Genomic DNA, 17,740 nt, shown 5'->3' with positions numbered 1-17,740 from the left:
GAGCTACCTTTTTAATTTAACAAAATGAGTTGTACTGTAGGAATTTCTTTAAGCTGAAAATTGCTCCAGTTGAACACAGTTAGGCTAATTAAAATTCAATAACAAATCTACATAATATTAGTCTTTGTTTTATCTGTTTGTAGCTATAATCCAATAAGTTGTTTGTTAGTATCAATAATATCTAATGGTAAGTATTGATTATTAGTTTGTTCGAGTAAAGGGCTTTAGGTTGTGTTATATTTGTGCAATTAAAAGCTTTAAAAGTTATAGCAAGGAAATACTGATATTTTTAGGAATATTTGATATAATCAAAGTCAGTGACGCTTGCTAGTCTTCTATTCAAAAGAAGGGGCTCTAAAGTTTGAAGATGAAAAGAATCAGAATTTTCGTTTTTTGCTCATCTGTATAGATAATATTTGCTAAAATTTTTAGCCTTGTTTATGTAGATTACAGCAAAAACAGAAGTAACTTTGTAAGTATTTCAGATGATAAGAATTGAAGCCTGTTTAGGTATGGTTTACCCTTATCATTGATATAAAATGTGTTAGTTGGCAATTGAATAAGTGACCAGTACAGAGCCAAATCATTTTTTTAAGCAGAAGAGAAGTTCGTCTGAGATTAAAGGAGAGCTGTTGCCCAAGTTTTTGCCTTTATGGGGAGAAGTGGTGATGCAGGCGCAGAAAGATACTTCTGAAGAGCCGTCTTGCCTCTTCATAGATTTGAATGCTGGAGCCGCTAAAACAAAGGAGATACAAGAAGTTTCCTCCCTCAAAATCTTGAAAAGTATTTTTGTGGATGCTGGCTTTAGGATGGGCCTGCATAAATCACTCTCTACTTATTTTTCTGATGCAAATAAAGGGGCGCTGCAAGCATTGGAGAGCCAGGTATTAGAATTAAATGCGTACGAAGCACTGCAGCATAAGCCGGTATTCGTCAGCCAGAAGGCGGAGAGACAGCAATTGAAGGAGCACATGTCAGCTACAGTACCTTCTTTGCTCTGCGCTGAGCCTTTCAGCTACAAATATTCTCAAGAAGTATCGCTTCATTCGCTTGAACTTGAATATGTAGATTGTCTCTTGCTGTTAGATCCTAAAAAACTTAAACAAGCTATCAAAAACCAGAGTGCTGAAGATATAAACAGTCTATTCGAGGCGCATTTTCAGAAGTTGAAAGGTATCCTTCAGCAGGAAGGGCATGCGTCAAAAAAAGAAGAGGCCATCATGGCTGGGTTGGTGCAGGCGTTGGGCCAAAGAGGCTTTTTTACCACTAAATTTAGAATCAACGCACCCGGAAAAGACTCAACAGATTATTACCTGCTCTATGTGTCTAAAAATGAATTGCTGCACGCCCGCTTTAAAGAGCTTCTGCTAGGGTATTCAGAGTATCAGGAAGATGGAGTGCCTTTGATGGGAGCAAATCTGAAGCCTCTAAGGTTGCTGGTGCCGGAGTATCATAAATTTTTAAAGCATTCCATGGTGAATTTGGTGGAGGATTTAGCCAAAAAAGCTAGCCTGTACAACAGCATGAGGTTAGAGAAAATTTATGAAAAGCACCATGTGGGTACCCCTTATAGTAAGGCTAATTATTTTGAAGCCTTCGAAAAATTGAAGGCAATGGGTAAGGTGCGGTTCATGAACCCGAAAACGGGGCAAATGGTGAGTAAATTAGCCTACGGAAGCCGTGTTAAGTTTCTGGTAGAGTAGATTTTTTCCTCTCACATAATTCTGTAGTTCAACTGTTTTTTCCTTGAGCTGTCTAAGCTCTAGATTTTAAGCTGTCTTTCTAATAGAAGACATTATTTATCCAGTTTTTTAAAAATATAACCAAGTTTAAAGACTTAAGGTTTTTCTTAAATATCGTGGCTGGCATGCCTATATTTGTGTTATAAGAATTGATTACATGACAACCGCCCCTATTATATCAGCTTTCGCTGAACTGGAAGCTTCTCTTGCTGGAGAACTATATTATAATCAGGAATCTTCTCTGCACCAGGCTCAACGTCGTGTCTATGCCACTGATGCCTCGGTGTATCAGGAAATGCCCACGGCGGTGGCCGTTCCGAAAACAAAGGAAGACCTGAGGGCTCTGATAAAATTTGCTAACCAGCACAACATCACCCTTATACCTAGGGCGGCCGGTACTTCTTTGGCCGGGCAAGTAGTGGGCAACGGTTTGGTGGTAGATATTTCTAAGTACTTTACTAAGGTGCTGGAAGTAAACACTGACGAGCATTGGGTTAATGTACAGCCAGGCGTTATACGCGATGACCTCAACGCATTTCTGCGCCCGCATGGGTTGCTGTTCGGCCCCGAGACTTCAACGGCCAACCGTGCTATGGTGGGCGGCATGATCGGCAACAACTCCTGCGGCCTACATTCTATTGTTTGGGGAGATACCCGAACCCACTTACTCTCTGCAAAAGTATTGCTGAGCGATGGTTCTGAAGCGGAGTTCAAGCCACTAACCCACCGGGAGCTTCAGGAGAAACTGGCTCTCCCAAATATGGAAGGCGTTATTTACCGTAAAATTTATGGCCTCATCAGCGATCAAGATAACCGCGCAATAATTCAAAAAAATTATCCTAAGAAAACACTTACCCGCCGCAACACCGGGTATGCACTTGATTTTTTAGTAGATGAAGGTGCTGGCCCTGAAGGACAAACTACGCTTGATTTGTGCAAGCTGCTGGCAGGCTCCGAGGGCACGCTCGCCTTCGTGACAGAGGCTAAATTAAACTTGATCCCTCTTCCGCCGAAAGAGGAAGGATTGGTGTGCGTTCATTTTAACTCATTGCTGGAGGCTTTAGAAGCCAACATCCTCATTCTTCGGCACCAGCCCATGTCTTCTGAATTGGTGGATAAATACATCATGGACTTCACCAAGGGTCACCCTACCTATGACGCTAACCGCTTTTTCATTGAAGGTGATCCGGCGGCATTGTTGATGGTGGAGTTCATGGCCGATAGCCAAGACACGATCACCCAAAAAGCCGAAGCGCTTATTGCCGACTTAAAAGCTGCTGGTTTAGGCTATGCTTATCCCGTGGTACGAGGCGCGCAAACGAAGCCGGTGTGGGATGTACGCAAGGCAGGCTTGGGCCTTATAAGAAACTTACCCGGCGACTTGCAGCCCGTGAATTTGATTGAAGACTGTGCCGTGAGTCCTGAAGATTTGCCTGCGTATGTAGCAGACCTGCAAGTGGTGCTAGAGAAACATAACCTTCAGGCTTCTTATTACGCTCATGCCGGAGCCGGTGAACTGCACATTGAGCCCATGATCAACCTCAAAACGAATGAGGGCAAACAACTGTTCCGGCAGGTGCTGGCAGAAACTACGGAGTTAGTCAAAAAATACAATGGCTCTTTGAGTGGCGAGCACGGCGATGGCCGTTTACGCGGCGAATTCATTCCAGCTGCCTTGGGGCAGGAGGTGTACGAGCTTCTGAAAGAGGTAAAACAGATTTTTGACCCGAACCACATCTTCAATGCGGGCAAGATTGTAGACACACCGCCTATGAACGAGTTTCTTCGCTATGAAGAAAAGCAGCAGAAGCAGATTATTCCGGTAGAAACTTTGTTTGACTTCTCCCGCCAGGAAGGAATTCTACGGCTAGCCGAAAAATGCTCCGGTTCCGGCGACTGCCGCAAAACCCACGTGAGCGGCGGCACCATGTGCCCTAGCTACATGGCCACCCGCCAGGAGAAAGATACCACCCGCGCCCGCGCCAATATTCTGCGCCAGTTCCTGACCAACTCAGACAAGATCAATAAGTTTGATCATAAAGAGATCAAAGAAGTAATGGATCTGTGTCTCAGCTGCAAAGCCTGTAAAAGCGAGTGCCCCAGCAGCGTAGACGTGGCTAAAATGAAAGCCGAATTCTTGCAGCACTACCACGACGCCAACGGTATTCCGCTGCGCACCCGCATGGTAGGTAACTTCACCAAAATGCAGCAGCTGGCTTCAGTGGTACCTGGTGTTTACAATTTCATGATCAATAATTCGGTTACGAGCAAGCTGATCAAAAAAACCGTTGGTTTTGCAGTAGATCGTTCATTGCCAGAGGTTGGTAAGATCACCCTGAAGAATTGGTTTAAACAGTGGCAGAAAGAACGGGCAGGGCAGGGGGCACCCCAGGGTAAAACCGTCTTCTTGTTCTGTGATGAGTTCACCAATTTTAATGATGTAGAAATTGGCCAAACTTCTATAAAACTATTAGCTGCTCTGGGCTATGAAGTGCAGATTCCTGAGCACCTGGAAAGCGGCCGTACGTACCTTTCAAAAGGTTTGGTGCGTGACGCCAAGAAAATAGCTATCCAGAATGTGCAGCTCTTGAGCAAAGCCATGCAAAACGGAACGCCGATTATTGGCATTGAACCCTCGGCCATACTAACCCTACGCGATGAATACATTGATTTAGTGCCTGCTGACTTGGTGCCTGCCGCCCGTAAAGTAGCGGCTAATTCTTTCCTTTTAGAGGAGTTTTTGCAAAAAGAGGTTGAAAACGGAAAAATTGATTCATCTGTGTTCACGCAAGAAAAGAAGCACATTAAACTACATGGTCACTGTTACCAAAAGTCATTGCAGGTGCTTACACCCACGCAGAGAATCCTGTCGTTGCCTCAAAACTATGAGGTTGAATTGATTCCTTCAGGTTGTTGTGGCATGGCGGGCTCGTTTGGGTATGAAGAAGAACACTATGACGTGTCAATGCAAATAGGAGAACTGGTGCTGTTCCCGGCAGTACGCAATGCTGCCCCAGAAACCCTGATAGCCGCTGCCGGTACCAGCTGCCGCCACCAGATTAAAGACGGCACCGCCAAAAAGGCACTGCACCCCGCTGAGATTCTGTGGCAGGCCTTGAAGAATTAGTTTTAATTTTAGTAAACAGGAAAGCCTCTCCACTAGGAGGGGCTTTCCTGTTTTAGGCCTGTTTTTAGAAAAACAGACCTAAAACAGGAGCAATTTGCATATGAGTTATAGCATTGTTTCTTCGCCCCTAGTTCTTAATAAATCGTGAGATAAAGGTTTTACAAAATTTTATTAACTTAAAACACAAATAATTCCCTCATGGCCTATACCCTCACCATAAAAGACGAGACTTTCCCAGGGAAGGTGTTGCATCAGATGGAGCTTGCCTTGCAGAATGAACTGGTTACTGTAGAAGACATCATAGAGGCCAGGGTAAACAAGGAAGTGGAAGAGTACAACAAGAAGCTACCGCAGTATTACAACGGGCTGGTGCAACCTACCGATTCCGAAGCCATGCTCAACGGCTATAAACTAAAGGAAAGAAAGAAAATTGACCCAGAAAAGCAGGTGTACGTGGCCTTAGACGCCTTTCTGAACAACGGCTACTTTGTATTGGTAGACAACAAACAGTCTGAATCTCTGGACGAAGAAGTTCTGCTGAACGGTTCCACCACGGTGAGTTTCCTGAAGTTAACCCCGCTGGTAGGAGGCTAATTGATATGGGAATTTTAGATTTCGTGAAGAAAGCTTTTTCTAATTCAGGGGCTTCAACTGATAGTGCAGAGACTTCAGCTGAAAATTGCTTTGAAGAAATAATAGAAGCAACACGACTAGAAGCGGTGCAGAAGTACCAACACTTCTGGAGCGTGAAGCTAAGTGAACTGTCGGTTTACCAAGAGCAGATAGCTTCTCTCTCGGCTAATGAGAAAGTAGACCTATTGTTATACTGCATCTATGAAATCCATAAGTGGCAAAGTAGAAGTGGCTCCTATAGTACAAATAATCCCGGCTACCACCGGAATGTGATTCAATACCTGATTCTGCAGAGTATATTACGGGCAAAACTTTCCCTCTCAGATGAGCAAATCGTTTCTTTGGCTGCTTACTTTCTCAACTATAAGAGATACTCCTGGCCCTCCCTCCTGCATTGGCCACTAGGGTACTTCTTAATTCAGGTAGAAAGAAACACCAAAGGGAAAGTCATCTCAGAAAAGGTAAAAGCGACTTTGTTAACCTTAAAGGCGGAGTTGGAAAAAAAGGAGTACAGCAACTTTGAAAAAGAAAGAACCAAGTATCTGAGTAAGGTTGACGGGCTGCTGAGCACTGGGGAAGAAAAGGAGGAAGTTAAACCTGTGTACTTTTTAGGGAAGGACAAGTTTTCTGATTACGCCAATCCTATCATCAAACTACGGCCACAAAAAGAATTACCTCATTGGTATAGTCTGTTAGTGCATGCGCAAAAAGCAGCTGGCGGCAAGCCCACGCAGAAGTACCTGAAGGAGGGCCAAGGTTTAGTGACAGTGCTGGGGGCCGATACATTTAAAGAAGTGGTGCTGGATTGGTTTAAGTTTATTATCCATCTCAAAGAAAATGAGTTGGTGCATACCTATACCCACGCTGGCCAAACCTACACCCACACTACCTATGATTTACTTTCTTCGCCAAACGTAGATGCCATAAAGGGCCTAGTCTGGCTGTGTGCTTCCCTCACCGACCGTACCGCTTTGGCCACTATTGCCGGACTGGCAGAAAGAGCTTACCGGAAGATACCGGGGAAAGGCCCGGCTGCTGCGGCCGTTGGCAACGCCTGCCTCTACACGCTGTATCAGTCTGAAGGGCTGGAAGGAATCAGTCATTTGTCTAGGTTGAAGCTCCGCATCAGGCAGTCCAGTACTCAAAACCTGATTGAGAAGTATTTACAGGAAGCAGCCAAAGAACAGGGCATTTCGGTGCATGAAATTGAGGATTTGGCGGTAGACCAGTACGGGCTGGAAGAGGGGCATATAGAATATGAACTGGAAAACTTTAAAGCAGTTCTGGAAATTGCCGGAGTGGGTAAAACGGAACTGAAATGGTTTAAGCCCGATGGCAGTTCGCAGAAATCGGTGCCTAGCGCGGTGAAGGAAAAGCAGCCCGTTGCCCTTAAGCAGATTAAGGAGACGGCCAAGCAAATTGAAGTAACCCTGAGCGCGCAGCGCGACCGCTTAGACCGCATGTTTAAAGCCGAAAGGGTTTTTACTTGGCAGTATTTTCAGCAGTATTATGTAAGCCACGGGCTACTTTCTTACTTAACCAAGCGCCTTATCTGGATTTTTGAGAAAGACGGAGTAAGCCAGAATGTTTTCTTTTTCAACAATGCATGGCGCACATCTGAACTGACAATAGCAGAAGCCGGGCCAGAGACAATGGTGCGGCTTTGGCATCCGGCCATGGCTACTATCTCAGAGATTGAAGCCTGGCGGCGGTTTCTGGTAGAGCATCAGATTTTGCAGCCGTTCAAGCAAGCGTACCGCGAGGTGTACCTGCTCACCGATGCCGAAGTAAACACCAGAGTGTACAGCAACCGCATGGCCGCCCACCTCCTGAAACAGCACCAGTTTAATTCGCTGGCTAAAATAAGGGGCTGGAAATACGCCTTGATGGGAGCCTATGACGACGGCCGTTACAATGAAGCCGCCTCCTGCCATATTCCTGATTATAATCTGCTGGCAGAGTATTGGGTAAATGAGGTAAACGCCGACGATGCTTTCAACGACACCGGCATCTGGAACTATATTGCCACCGATCAGTTAAGGTTTGTAAATACGCAAACAAATCAGGTAGTGGAGTTAATCAGTGTCCCGAAGGTAGTTTTCTCAGAAGTAATGCGGGACGTAGACTTGTTTGTGGGCGTGTGCACCGTTGGCAATGACCCCACCTGGCAAGACAGCGGCGGGGTACCGGCTTATCGTGACTATTGGCAAGCGTATTCCTTCGGGGATTTGTCTGAGGTAGCGAAAACCAGAAAAGAGATTCTGACCCAATTACTGCCCCGCCTGAAAGTAGCGAAAGTAGCTGAAATCAAAGACAAATTTCTGGTGGTGAAGGGCAAACTGAGAACTTATAAAATCCATTTGGGCAGCACCAACATTCTCATGGAACCCAATGACCAATACCTGTGCATTGTGCCAGACCGAAGTAAAAAAGACGTAACCGGTACTATTTTCCTGCCTTTTGAAGGCGATAACGGGCTGTCGGTGATTCTGAGTAAAGCTTTGCTATTAGCAGATGATGATAAAATCACCGATTCAACCATCACTTCTCAGATTAAACGGTTCTAGAATGGGCAAAATAAAATAAATGCTGACTCTAATAGTCTAGAAGTGTCACAAGACTGTTGCTCCTATTTTCTAACGGCGCAAGAGATAGGAAGCGGTGTTATTAAACACAAAACACGATAACACGGGGCTTTATTAGTGCGGTATATTGTTTTCGGTCTACTTTCAGGAAAGAAGGCCGGAAACTGAGACTTGGGCTGGAATGATGAGGTTATGGAGGATATGTTTCCTTTCAATGACTACAGAGAGGCGCGTGGAAAGTTGCTTACTGATATCGAATGGTTTTCCTTTGCTATGAAACCTACAATAAAAGGAATTGAGCTATGCTAGCAGAGAATTCAACCCCTAAACCCGCGGTGCTGGAAAGCCAGACCCGCATCCGGTTTGATCATTGTGACCCCTTTGGTCATTTAAATAACAGCGCCTTTTTAAACTACTTCCAGAACGAGCGTGAAGACCAGGTAGAAGCCGCCTATGGTTTAGACATTCACGCCTTCTTCCGGAAAACGGGTCGTGCCTGGGTAGTAGGGCAGAACCAGATTGTATACCTGAAACCGGCTCGTGTACGTGAGTTAGTAACTATCCAAACCAGTATTAGGCGGGTAGATGATACCAGCATGCTGGTGGAGCACATTATGCTTGACGAGAAGAAAGAAAAGCTGAAATCTATTCTCTGGACTAAGTTAGTGTACATAGATGTGCGCAAGAGTGAACGTGCCCAGCACGAGCCGGAACTGATGGAGCTGTTCAGAGAGGTAGTGGTGAAGGAAGAAACCCCAGCATTGTTCGAAGACCGGGTAAAGCAGTTAAGAGAGCAGATGAAAACAAATCAGTCTTAAGCCTGCCCTGTGCTTTATCTAGCAGCTTAATTGTTAATCAATTGTGCAGCTCCTGTTTTGGGCTTGTTTTTACAAAAACAGCTTCAAAACAGGAGCTGTTTTGTATGGGGTAGGCCAAGATTTTATCCATTTAGCCAATCCTGAATCAGTCTATAAGAAATAGAGAGTGCGGGCGGAAGAGATAATTCGCCGGCAGCCACCAACTCCTTCACTTCCTCTCTGGTAAACCAACGGGCATCGTCAATTTCTTGCGGGTCTATGATAAGATCAGGACTTTCCGCCTCAGCAATGAACCCAACCATGATAGAGGCCGGGAAAGGCCATGGCTGGGAGGAATGATACTGCACATGATGTACTTTCAGGCCGGTCTCTTCCAGCACCTCACGGGCTACCGCGCTTTCCAGGGTTTCTCCGGGTTCCAGAAACCCTGCAATAGAGGCATACATACCAGCAGGCCAAGATGCTTGCCGGGCCAGTAGGCCTTTATCGCCGCAGGTGATCATGGTGATTACAGCAGTGTCGGTGCGGGGGAAATGAGAGGTGTTGCAAACCGGATTGCTGCATTTGCGAACGTGTCCCGCCTCTGAGAACAGTGTAGGGGAGCCGCAAACACTGCAGAACTGGTTTTGCCGGTTCCAGTAGAGTATGGCTTTGGCATAGGCCAGCAAACCGCTGTCAGGTCGGGCTAATTGAAGCGTGGCCTCCCGCAGTTCTTGGTATACACCACCGGCCAACGGTACTTCTGGCGCATTGGTGACATCAATGGCAAAATAGGCTTTGTCATGGCGGAGGCCTAAGAGGATTGGAGGCTGAGCTAAATTTTGTAGCTGCACTTGCGCTAAACGTACCAACTGTAATTGGTTCTCGGCTGTGAGCAGTGGCTTCATTCCCTGAAAAGGCACCAGAATGGTTTCAGGGTCCTGCAGGCGGGCAGCTATCCAAGCTTCGTCTTTCCGGAGCAAGTGGACCCGATCGAGGTTTGACTCTCCAAAGTAGTTAAGGGCTGAGTAGGCAAGGTTGTTCCGCATGAATTAGGGTACGGGTAAACAAAAGAAGCGTTTTGGGACTGTTTTTTAGAAAACAGGCTCAAAACGCTCTTGTTTCAATCTTTTAAGTAATATTATTGAGCTACCCCTTCAATGACCAAGGTGCTGCTTAATCTCCGCAACTCAATCTCGGCGGCTTTGGCTTCAAACTGAATGTCAATGAGGCGGTTCTCGGCTACCAGCTGGTTTCGTTGGGCTTCCCTCAGCTCCAAGGCAGTCAGCAGACCCAACTTGTAACGTTCCATGGCTACTTCAGCATTCTGACGGGCCAACTGAATGTTGCTTTCCTCCAGATCCAGAATTCTTAAACGATTTTGGTAACGGCTATAAGCTCTAGCCACGTCAGATTCTACTAGCTGTTGGGTTTGACTAAGGGCAATTCGGCTTGTTTCTATTAAAATACGGGCATTCTGAGCTAGTCGAGTGCGGTTAAACCCGTTGAACAGAGGTACAGCGAGTGTAAGACCATAGTTGAACCCTTTGCTTTGGTTGCTGATAGGGGAGAAAGGGTTGAGTGGCTCAGACTCAGAACGGTTGAATACATAGGCACTGGTAACTCCCAAGACAGGAAAACGGGAGGCCTGGGCGCTTCTTAAGTCTAGCACTGCCAGTTCCTGGTTTACCCGCGCTCTTAGTAAGGCGGGGTTTTGGTTTAGTGCCTGTATGCGTGACTCGTTTAGTTCAAGGGAAGTGATGACCTGAATAGTATCAATGACGTTGAACTCCAAATCCGGATCGCGAGCCAGCAATTGGTTTAGGTTTATTTGGGCAGTTTTAAGGTTTTCCTGCTGCCGGAGCAATTCGGTGCGGTCAGCATTGTAGTCTACCTCGGCGGTTAAAATAGCAACTTTGGCGGCTACACCCACACGATACTGTTCTCTGATAAGCTCTACCCGCTCAGCCGAAAGAGAAACTGCGTCTATGAGGGGCTGAATTTTTTTCGCCTGCCGAACCACTTCATAATAGGCATTTGAAATATCAGCAACAGTGGTTTCTACGGTGGCTTTGGTCAATAACTCTTCTGAAATTTTAAGGGTGCGCAAACGGTCCAGGTTCACAAACATGCCCATGCCGTCAAAGATTGTCCAGTTAAAGTTAAGGCTGGAATTCAGAGAATTTGATCTGGCTCCGCTGACCTCACGGGCCGGATTGGTTTCAAATTCTTGGCGGCTGTCGCGGTTATCAAAGGTGCGGGTGGCGCGGGCATCTACAGTAGGCAAAAAACCGGCATTCCCAAGCGTTACATTGTTTTGGGCAAGTTCTACGTTTCGGCGGGCAATTTCAATGGCGTAATTTTTTTCTAGCCCAATGCGCACGGCCTCCTCCAGGGTAAGGAATTCTTGTGCCGAAGCGGCAGTTACCGTGAGCACGGCAACCGCTACCAAGGCAGATAACTTTTTATATAAGTTCATTTTTAGCTCAAATTCTGAAAAACAGATGAAAAACAGCTTAGGCCACTGCCGGTTTAGAGGTTTCGTGGTCTTCCCGAATAATGTTCGCCTTGCTGGAAGACAGGTAAGAGTAGATAGCCGGAATAACGTACAGGGTTAATCCGGTAGAAAAAATCAATCCACCTACCACAGCAATACCCATTGACACCCTACTCTCAGCACCGGTACCCAAGGCCAGGGCAATAGGCAACGTACCCAAAATGGTAGACATACTGGTCATAAGAATGGGGCGGAAACGCGATGCGGCGGCTTCTTTGATGGCATCAATCTTTTGCAGACCCTGCTCTTTCTGCTGGTTAGCAAATTCCACAATCAGAATACCATTCTTGGTTACCAGACCCACTAACATAATCATACCAATCTGGCTGAAGATATTAAGGGTTTGGTCAAAGTACCAGAGCGACAGCAAGGCACCGGCCAAGGCCAGCGGCACTGTTAACATGATCGTGATTGGGTCTCGGAAGCTCTCAAACTGCGCAGAAAGCACCAGGTAAATGAGACCTAAAGCCAGCAAGAAGGCAAATAACAAAGAGTCGGCACTTTCAGCGAAGTCTCGCGACTGACCAGCCAATGAAGTTTGGAACGACTCATCCAAAACTTTGTCTGCAATGGCTTCCATGGCAGCTATACCGTCGCCAACGGTTTTGCCTTTGGCCAAGGTGGCGCCAAATGTGGCCGCTTTAAAGCGGTTATAGCGGTACAGCTGTGGCGAGGCGCTTTCTTCAGAAAGGGTAATGAAGTTGTCAAGCTGAATAAGTTCGCCGTTTTTGTTTTTAACCGCCAAGGTGCGCAAGTCTAGGGGAGCACTACGGTTTTCACGGGCTACCTGGCCAATGACCTGATACTGCTTGCCGTTCTTCACAAAGTACCCGAAGCGCTGACCGCTCAGGCCAGCCTGCAGGGTCTGGGCAATGTCACGTACCGATACGCCCATGGCCTCTGCCTTGGCCCGGTTAATTTCAACCCGAAGCTCTGGCTTGTTGAATTTCAGGTCAACGTCTATAAATTGGAAGGTAGGGTCTTGGCGGGCTTCCTCTAAGATCTGCGGAATCACTTCGCGCAACTTATCAGAATTTTGCGTCTGTACCACAAACTGCACCGGCTGCCCGGCTCCACGGCCGCCTCCAAGGCCTTTGTCACCAGAGGCGAAAGCGCGTCCGCCGGGTACCTTGCTGATCAGAGCAGAAGTTTTGTCAACTATTTCCTGTTGGCTCAGTTCCCGCTGGTCAGGTGCTACCAAACGCAAGCGTACAAAACCAGAGTTAGAGGTTCGGGTAAGGGAAGTAATAGACGACAAGCCAGGCACCGAGTCGTTTACCAGCTGTGCCAGATCGTTCATATAGGCGTCCATGAACTCAAACGAGGCACCTTCGGGGCCGGTGGCGTTCACACGCAGGCCATTACGGTCTTCGTCTGGAGACAACTCAGATGGCAATGTTTTCATGAAATAATAGATTCCGCCAGCCGTGAGTATAACCAAGATGAAGGACACCCATCTGAACTTCATGAAAGACTCAAGGCTGTCTCGGTAAGCACTGGTGAGTGACTCAAAGAAAGGCTCCGTTTTGCGGTAGAACCAGTTGGGGCGTTCGCGGTGCTTCAAAATGCGCGAGCACATCATGGGCGTAAGTGACAAGGCCACAAACGAAGAAATAATCACCGAGCCTGCCACCACAATACCAAACTCACGGAACAGACGGCCGGTAATACCCTGCAAGAAAATAACCGGCAAGAATACTGCCGCCAGGGCAATGGTAGTGGAAATAACTGCAAAGAATATTTCCTCAGATCCTTTTTTGGCGGCTTTCATGGGGTCTTGTCCGTTTTCTACCCGCGCGTAAATGTTCTCCAGCACCACAATGGCATCATCCACCACCAGACCAATGGCCAGTACTATGCCTAATAAGGTGAGCACGTTGATGGAGAAATCCATGATGTACATGATAAAGAACACCCCAATCAAAGAAACCGGAATGGCCATGACTGGAATAAGGGTGGAGCGCCAATCGCGCAGGAACAGGAAGATAATAATCACAACCAGTCCAAACGCCACATAAATGGTTTCCTGTACTTCGGCAATAGAGGCTCTTATGTACTTGGTGTTGTCAAAGCCAATGAACATATTCAGGTCTTTGGGCGCGTCTGCTTTTATCTGCTCCAGGCGTTTGTAGAACTCGTCAGCAATCTCAATTTGATTAGAGCCAGGCTGGGGAGTAAGTACAACCGCCACCATGGGCACACCATCCATCTTCAGAACTGTTTTCTCATTTTCAGGAGCTAATTCCGCATTGCCAACATCTCTAAAACGCACCAAACGGTTGGCGTCTTCTTTAATGATCAGGTTGTTGAATTGCTCAGGCGTTGAAATGCGGCCCATGGTACGTACCGAAAGCTCTGTGTTGGTTCCTTCAATGCTACCGGAGGGCAACTCCAGGTTTTGGTTGGCCAAAGCATTTCTAACATCGGTAGGGGTAACACCCAGGGCGGAAAGCTTGATTGGGTCCATCCAGAGGCGCATAGAAAAACGCTTATCACCCCAAATATTGATGGTACTTACCCCTGGAATGGTCTCCAACCGCTCTTTAAACAGCGTATTGGCCACATCAGAAAGATCAAGCAATGAGCGGGTGTTGCTCTGGATTCCTAGAAAGATAATAGGGTTCGCATCGGCGTCTTGTTTAGACACGGTGGGAGGCTCAGCGTCTTCGGGTAGGCGGCGCTGCACCCCAGAGACCTTGTCGCGCACGTCGTTGGCGGCGGCCTCCATGTCTACTTCCAGGTTGAACTCCACCGTAATGCGGCTGGAGCCCTCGCTGCTGCTGGAGGTGATGGTTCTGATACCGGCAATACTGTTCAGGGCTTCCTCAATAGGCTCTGTGATTTCAGACTCTATGGTTTCGGCGTTGGCCCCGGTATAGGAGGTAGATACGTTGACAATAGGGGCATCTACGCTGGGGTATTCCCGCACCCCTAAAGAGCTAAGCCCAATAAAGCCGAACACCATGATGGCAATGCTCATCACGATGGCCAGTACCGGGCGTTTTATGGTAATAGATGAAAATGTGGCCATTATTAAATTTTAATCATGGGGGAATGATGACAGAAAGCAGCGGCTAGCGATACAAAGTAGCCTGCTGATTTCTTACTTATTTTACTTCCTGAATGTCTAAAGCAGCACCTGGGCGCACCTGCAGAATACCTGAGCGAATAACAGAGTCGCCCGGCTGCAGGCCTTCCAAGATTTGTATCATGCTCTCAGAGCGTAAGCCAATCTTTACTTCTTTCGGCACGGCCTTGCCATCTTTGGCTAAGTACACTTGGTGCCCAGAAGCCTGCGGAATGATAGCTTCAGTAGGAATAAGAATGGCCTCTGCAATTTCTTTGAGTGAAATTTGCACCGTCACGAAAGCACCTGGTTTTACTTCTTCGTTTTGGTTGCTGTAACGGGCCCTCACTTGTACGGTGCGGGTAGTAGGGTCAATATTAGGTTCAATGGCGTAGATCTGAGCAGTGTAGGCTTTGGGGTCTCCTTCAATGGAAAAATTAATATTGTCGCCAACTTTCACTTGCTGTGCGTAACGGCCCGGTATGTCAAAGTCAATCTTTACTGGGCTAATGTCTACCAACTTGGCAATGGGGGTGGTGGGGGTAACGTAGCCGCCTTCGCTCACCTGGCGCAAACCAATGACCCCGTCAAACGGTGCTCTGATGTAGGCCTTGGCCAGAGCCGCGCGCTGAGCCTGTAAATCAGCTAGGGTGGTGCTCAGTTGGTTGCGGGCCTGCTCGTACTCCTGCTGGCTGATGTATTCTTTCTCCAGGAGGGTGCGCTGGCGCTTTTCCATGTCTTGGTACAGCTTGCGGTTAGACTCCAGTTTGTTTATCTGAGCCTGCATTTCCTGAGCGTTTACTGAAAGCAGCAATTGACCTTTGCGCACGCGGCTTCCTTCTTTAAAATTGAGGTTGGTGATTCTGCCTGAGACTTCACTTCTAAGGTCTACTTCTTCATTGGGGAGAACAGTACCGGTGGCAGTTATTTTATCTTGAAAGGCTTCAGGACTCACCCTGAACAGTTTAACGGCTACTTTCTGTGACATAGGGCCACGGGGTGGGCCAGAGGTTGCATTCTCGTTATTTGAACCAGCTACTTTGTTGTATACCAGGTAGCCTATTAAAACAACTACCAATAGTAACAAAATCGATTTCTTCATTCCGCTAGGGGATTTTTTGGGTATATATAATAGAAAAAGCTGACGTTTTTTGTAAGAGAAGCTCTCACTGAAAACGTCAGGGTGTAAAATTATTTCGTTTTTTGGCTACTTTTATAAATAAGACCAAAAAACACTGTCAAGGTTTAAATGCCAGTGTAGATTTTTTGCAAATAGAATAATTTTATTCAATAAGCTGTTTTCTCTCAATATTTTAATAGTAGCTATGGCTAAAACAGGTGCACCAGACTCCACCAAGACCAACTTTTTTAAAGATGTATATGAAGTTGTGAACCTGATACCAACCGGTAGGGTAACCTCTTACGGTGCCATTGCCGCCTACCTGGGTTCAAAAGGGTCTGCACGTATGGTGGGCTGGGCACTCATTGCCTCGCACATGCACAACGGCAAACCAATTCCGGCGCACCGCGTGGTAAACCGCAACGGCTTGCTCACGGGTAAACAGCACTTTGAAAGTTATAGTGCCATGCAGGAGCATTTGGAGCGGGAAGGGGTAGAGGTGAAAGACAATCAGGTGGTTGATTTTGAGCGTCGTTTCTGGGATCCTGCCAAAGAACTGCTTTAGCTGAATTCATTTAATCAGTTTAAATTTCTTTTCAATAGTTGTTTTAGGCGCATTTTCTGAAAAATAGGCTTAAAACAGAAACGTAAGCAGTATTTTATAAATGCCCCAGTTACCAGACCCTAATAATATTTCTAAAAAGAAAGAATTTTACCCTGTGGGGCAGCCGCTCAGGAAGTACTTGCGCGAGTATGACCGCGAGGCCCCGCTGCCTATTTCTTACCAGGATCTGCTTCACTTTACAGACGCCTATCCGCTCTTTGACAAACGGGGACACGACACTCTTTGGCAGACGGTTATATATGAGCAGGGGCAAATGCAGGAAATCTATAATGGGCTGTTGCGCATTTACGTGCAGCTAAAATCTGGCGGAGATGAAAGCGTGCTGGACCAACTGTCAGTACAACGGGTAGACTACTGCACCTTCGGCAATTCGCACCCTTTCCGGATACGGGTGGTAAACCTGCTCAACGATAACTTCGACTATTTTTACTTCAAACGCGCCGATGCCTCCCGAATTTATGGCCTGGAACTGGAGCACGTATTGTCACCGAACCGAATTAATTATTTGGTACAAGATGCCTCTTTGATAGAAGAGCACATTGCAGGCATACCCGGCGATGAGTTTATCAAAAACCACCTGCACCAGCCTACCCTGAACAAGGTGCGCATGGCCAAGGAGTTTGTGAAGTTCAACGAACGCTGTTTCGCGCTGCTGCTGGGCGACATGCGTTCCTATAATTACGTGGTGGTCATTACCCCTGATTTTGAGGAAGAGCAGTACCGCGTGCGGCCAATCGATTTTGACCAGCAGAGTTACGAAGGGCGCAAAACCATGTACCTGCCGCAGTACTTCAAAGACAACAACCCCATAGTGGAGCTCTGCACCAAATGGCTGCACCCCGAAACCCAGAAGCAGTACCAGAACGAGGAACGCACACTGCTGTTCCGCCGCATCAGGAGCGCCCGCTATAGGTTAAAAGATCTGGTGGACTGCATGCGCAAAGACACCATCTCCACCCCTGAAAAAGTAAACCAACTCCGTACCGCCCTGGCCGAACACCATAAAAATAATGAGTTTTCCCAATGCAAAACTATGGGGGAAATTGTACGCCTGCAGTTGAAGCTAATGGTAAGGCACGTGAAGGGGTAAGGCGTAAAGCAGTAGCTTTTCTTTTTATCAAAGCTGTTTAGATTTGATGTTTTGTTCCTGGCGCAAGCGTCCGCTTGTGCCTACGTTTTGGAGCCATTTTTTGAAAAACAGCCCCAAAATAGAATGATCGTCTCCTTTGCAGCTCATCTTTAAGGAAAGAATGGAGGTGGGAGTAATCTTTTTAATAGGAGAATTAAGGGCAGACGATACTATCTACTATGGCGCGGAAGTTACTTCCGAACCATAGGGAGCTATGGGAAAGCAATTAAATAAAGCTTTTTGCCTCCTCAGCTATCCTTGTCATCCCCAACCCTCTTCAAAGGGGGACGGAATGCGTGCAAAACCATATGTTTAGGCGAGGGGTTTTAGTTGAACGGTAATAGAGTAATTAAGGAAG

11 protein-coding genes are annotated in these 17,740 nt (G+C 46.9%); 7 read left to right on the top strand and 4 right to left on the bottom strand.

Annotated elements, in window-relative coordinates; translation table 11 throughout:
• Positions 1 to 632 precede the first annotated feature (632 nt).
• The 5 genes from A8O23_RS06585 (at position 633) to A8O23_RS06565 (ending at position 8,905) form a co-directional block, all read left to right on the top strand.
• Positions 633 to 1,703, top strand: a complete 1,071-nt coding sequence (locus A8O23_RS06585; protein WP_153042100.1) for a class I SAM-dependent methyltransferase — start codon at positions 633 to 635, stop codon at positions 1,701 to 1,703.
• A gap of 196 nt (positions 1,704 to 1,899) precedes the next feature.
• On the top strand, positions 1,900 to 4,869 hold the full coding sequence (locus A8O23_RS06580; protein WP_066618494.1) for an FAD-binding and (Fe-S)-binding domain-containing protein: 2,970 nt from the start codon (positions 1,900 to 1,902) through the stop codon (positions 4,867 to 4,869).
• Between the two features lie 198 nt (positions 4,870 to 5,067).
• Positions 5,068 to 5,463 (top strand): hypothetical protein, encoded by a 396-nt coding sequence (locus tag A8O23_RS06575; protein ID WP_066618492.1) that lies wholly within the window; start codon positions 5,068 to 5,070, stop codon positions 5,461 to 5,463.
• Positions 5,464 to 5,468: 5 nt separating this feature from the next.
• Positions 5,469 to 8,069, top strand: coding sequence for a DUF4132 domain-containing protein (locus A8O23_RS06570; RefSeq protein WP_066618489.1), 2,601 nt, complete (start codon positions 5,469 to 5,471; stop codon positions 8,067 to 8,069).
• Between the two features lie 320 nt (positions 8,070 to 8,389).
• On the top strand, positions 8,390 to 8,905 hold the full coding sequence (locus A8O23_RS06565; protein ID WP_066618486.1) for an acyl-CoA thioesterase: 516 nt from the start codon (positions 8,390 to 8,392) through the stop codon (positions 8,903 to 8,905).
• A gap of 122 nt (positions 8,906 to 9,027) precedes the next feature.
• On the opposite strand, the gene nudC is transcribed toward A8O23_RS06565, so the two are convergent.
• The 4 genes from nudC to A8O23_RS06545 form a co-directional block, all read right to left on the bottom strand.
• A complete protein-coding gene (gene nudC, locus A8O23_RS06560) occupies positions 9,028 to 9,933 on the bottom strand; it encodes an NAD(+) diphosphatase (protein WP_066618483.1) in 906 nt (301 codons plus the stop codon).
• Positions 9,934 to 10,025: 92 nt separating this feature from the next.
• Positions 10,026 to 11,363: a TolC family protein gene (locus A8O23_RS06555; protein WP_066618480.1), complete on the bottom strand. Its 1,338-nt coding sequence runs from the start codon at positions 11,361 to 11,363 to the stop codon at positions 10,026 to 10,028.
• A gap of 37 nt (positions 11,364 to 11,400) precedes the next feature.
• Positions 11,401 to 14,472 carry an efflux RND transporter permease subunit gene (locus tag A8O23_RS06550; protein ID WP_066618471.1) on the bottom strand — a complete coding sequence of 1,024 codons (3,072 nt, stop codon included), beginning with the start codon at positions 14,470 to 14,472 and terminating at the stop codon, positions 11,401 to 11,403.
• Between the two features lie 76 nt (positions 14,473 to 14,548).
• Positions 14,549 to 15,610, bottom strand: a complete 1,062-nt coding sequence (locus tag A8O23_RS06545) for an efflux RND transporter periplasmic adaptor subunit (protein ID WP_066618470.1) — start codon at positions 15,608 to 15,610, stop codon at positions 14,549 to 14,551.
• A 223-nt stretch (positions 15,611 to 15,833) separates the two neighbouring features.
• Between A8O23_RS06545 and A8O23_RS06540 the strand changes: the two genes are divergently transcribed.
• Positions 15,834 to 16,193, top strand: coding sequence for an MGMT family protein (locus tag A8O23_RS06540; protein ID WP_066618468.1), 360 nt, complete (start codon positions 15,834 to 15,836; stop codon positions 16,191 to 16,193).
• A 100-nt stretch (positions 16,194 to 16,293) separates the two neighbouring features.
• Complete coding sequence (locus tag A8O23_RS06535; protein ID WP_066618466.1) at positions 16,294 to 17,343, top strand: hypothetical protein; 1,050 nt, start codon at positions 16,294 to 16,296, stop codon at positions 17,341 to 17,343.
• The last annotated feature ends 397 nt before the right edge of the window (positions 17,344 to 17,740 follow it).

It is taken from the genome of Rufibacter roseus (assembly GCF_001647285.1).
GTDB lineage: Bacteria > Bacteroidota > Bacteroidia > Cytophagales > Hymenobacteraceae > Nibribacter > Nibribacter roseus.
This window is presented reverse-complemented; position numbering and strand designations above follow the sequence as displayed.

Coding starts and splice junctions, on each gene's coding strand:
- A8O23_RS06580 (WP_066618494.1), top strand. CDS start 1,900: ATGACAACCGCCCCTATTATATCAGCTTTCGCTGAACTGGAAGCTTCT.
- A8O23_RS06575 (WP_066618492.1), top strand. CDS start 5,068: ATGGCCTATACCCTCACCATAAAAGACGAGACTTTCCCAGGGAAGGTG.
- A8O23_RS06570 (WP_066618489.1), top strand. CDS start 5,469: ATGGGAATTTTAGATTTCGTGAAGAAAGCTTTTTCTAATTCAGGGGCT.
- A8O23_RS06565 (WP_066618486.1), top strand. CDS start 8,390: ATGCTAGCAGAGAATTCAACCCCTAAACCCGCGGTGCTGGAAAGCCAG.
- nudC (WP_066618483.1), bottom strand. CDS start 9,933: ATGCGGAACAACCTTGCCTACTCAGCCCTTAACTACTTTGGAGAGTCA.
- A8O23_RS06555 (WP_066618480.1), bottom strand. CDS start 11,363: ATGAACTTATATAAAAAGTTATCTGCCTTGGTAGCGGTTGCCGTGCTC.
- A8O23_RS06550 (WP_066618471.1), bottom strand. CDS start 14,472: ATGGCCACATTTTCATCTATTACCATAAAACGCCCGGTACTGGCCATC.
- A8O23_RS06545 (WP_066618470.1), bottom strand. CDS start 15,610: ATGAAGAAATCGATTTTGTTACTATTGGTAGTTGTTTTAATAGGCTAC.
- A8O23_RS06540 (WP_066618468.1), top strand. CDS start 15,834: ATGGCTAAAACAGGTGCACCAGACTCCACCAAGACCAACTTTTTTAAA.
- A8O23_RS06535 (WP_066618466.1), top strand. CDS start 16,294: ATGCCCCAGTTACCAGACCCTAATAATATTTCTAAAAAGAAAGAATTT.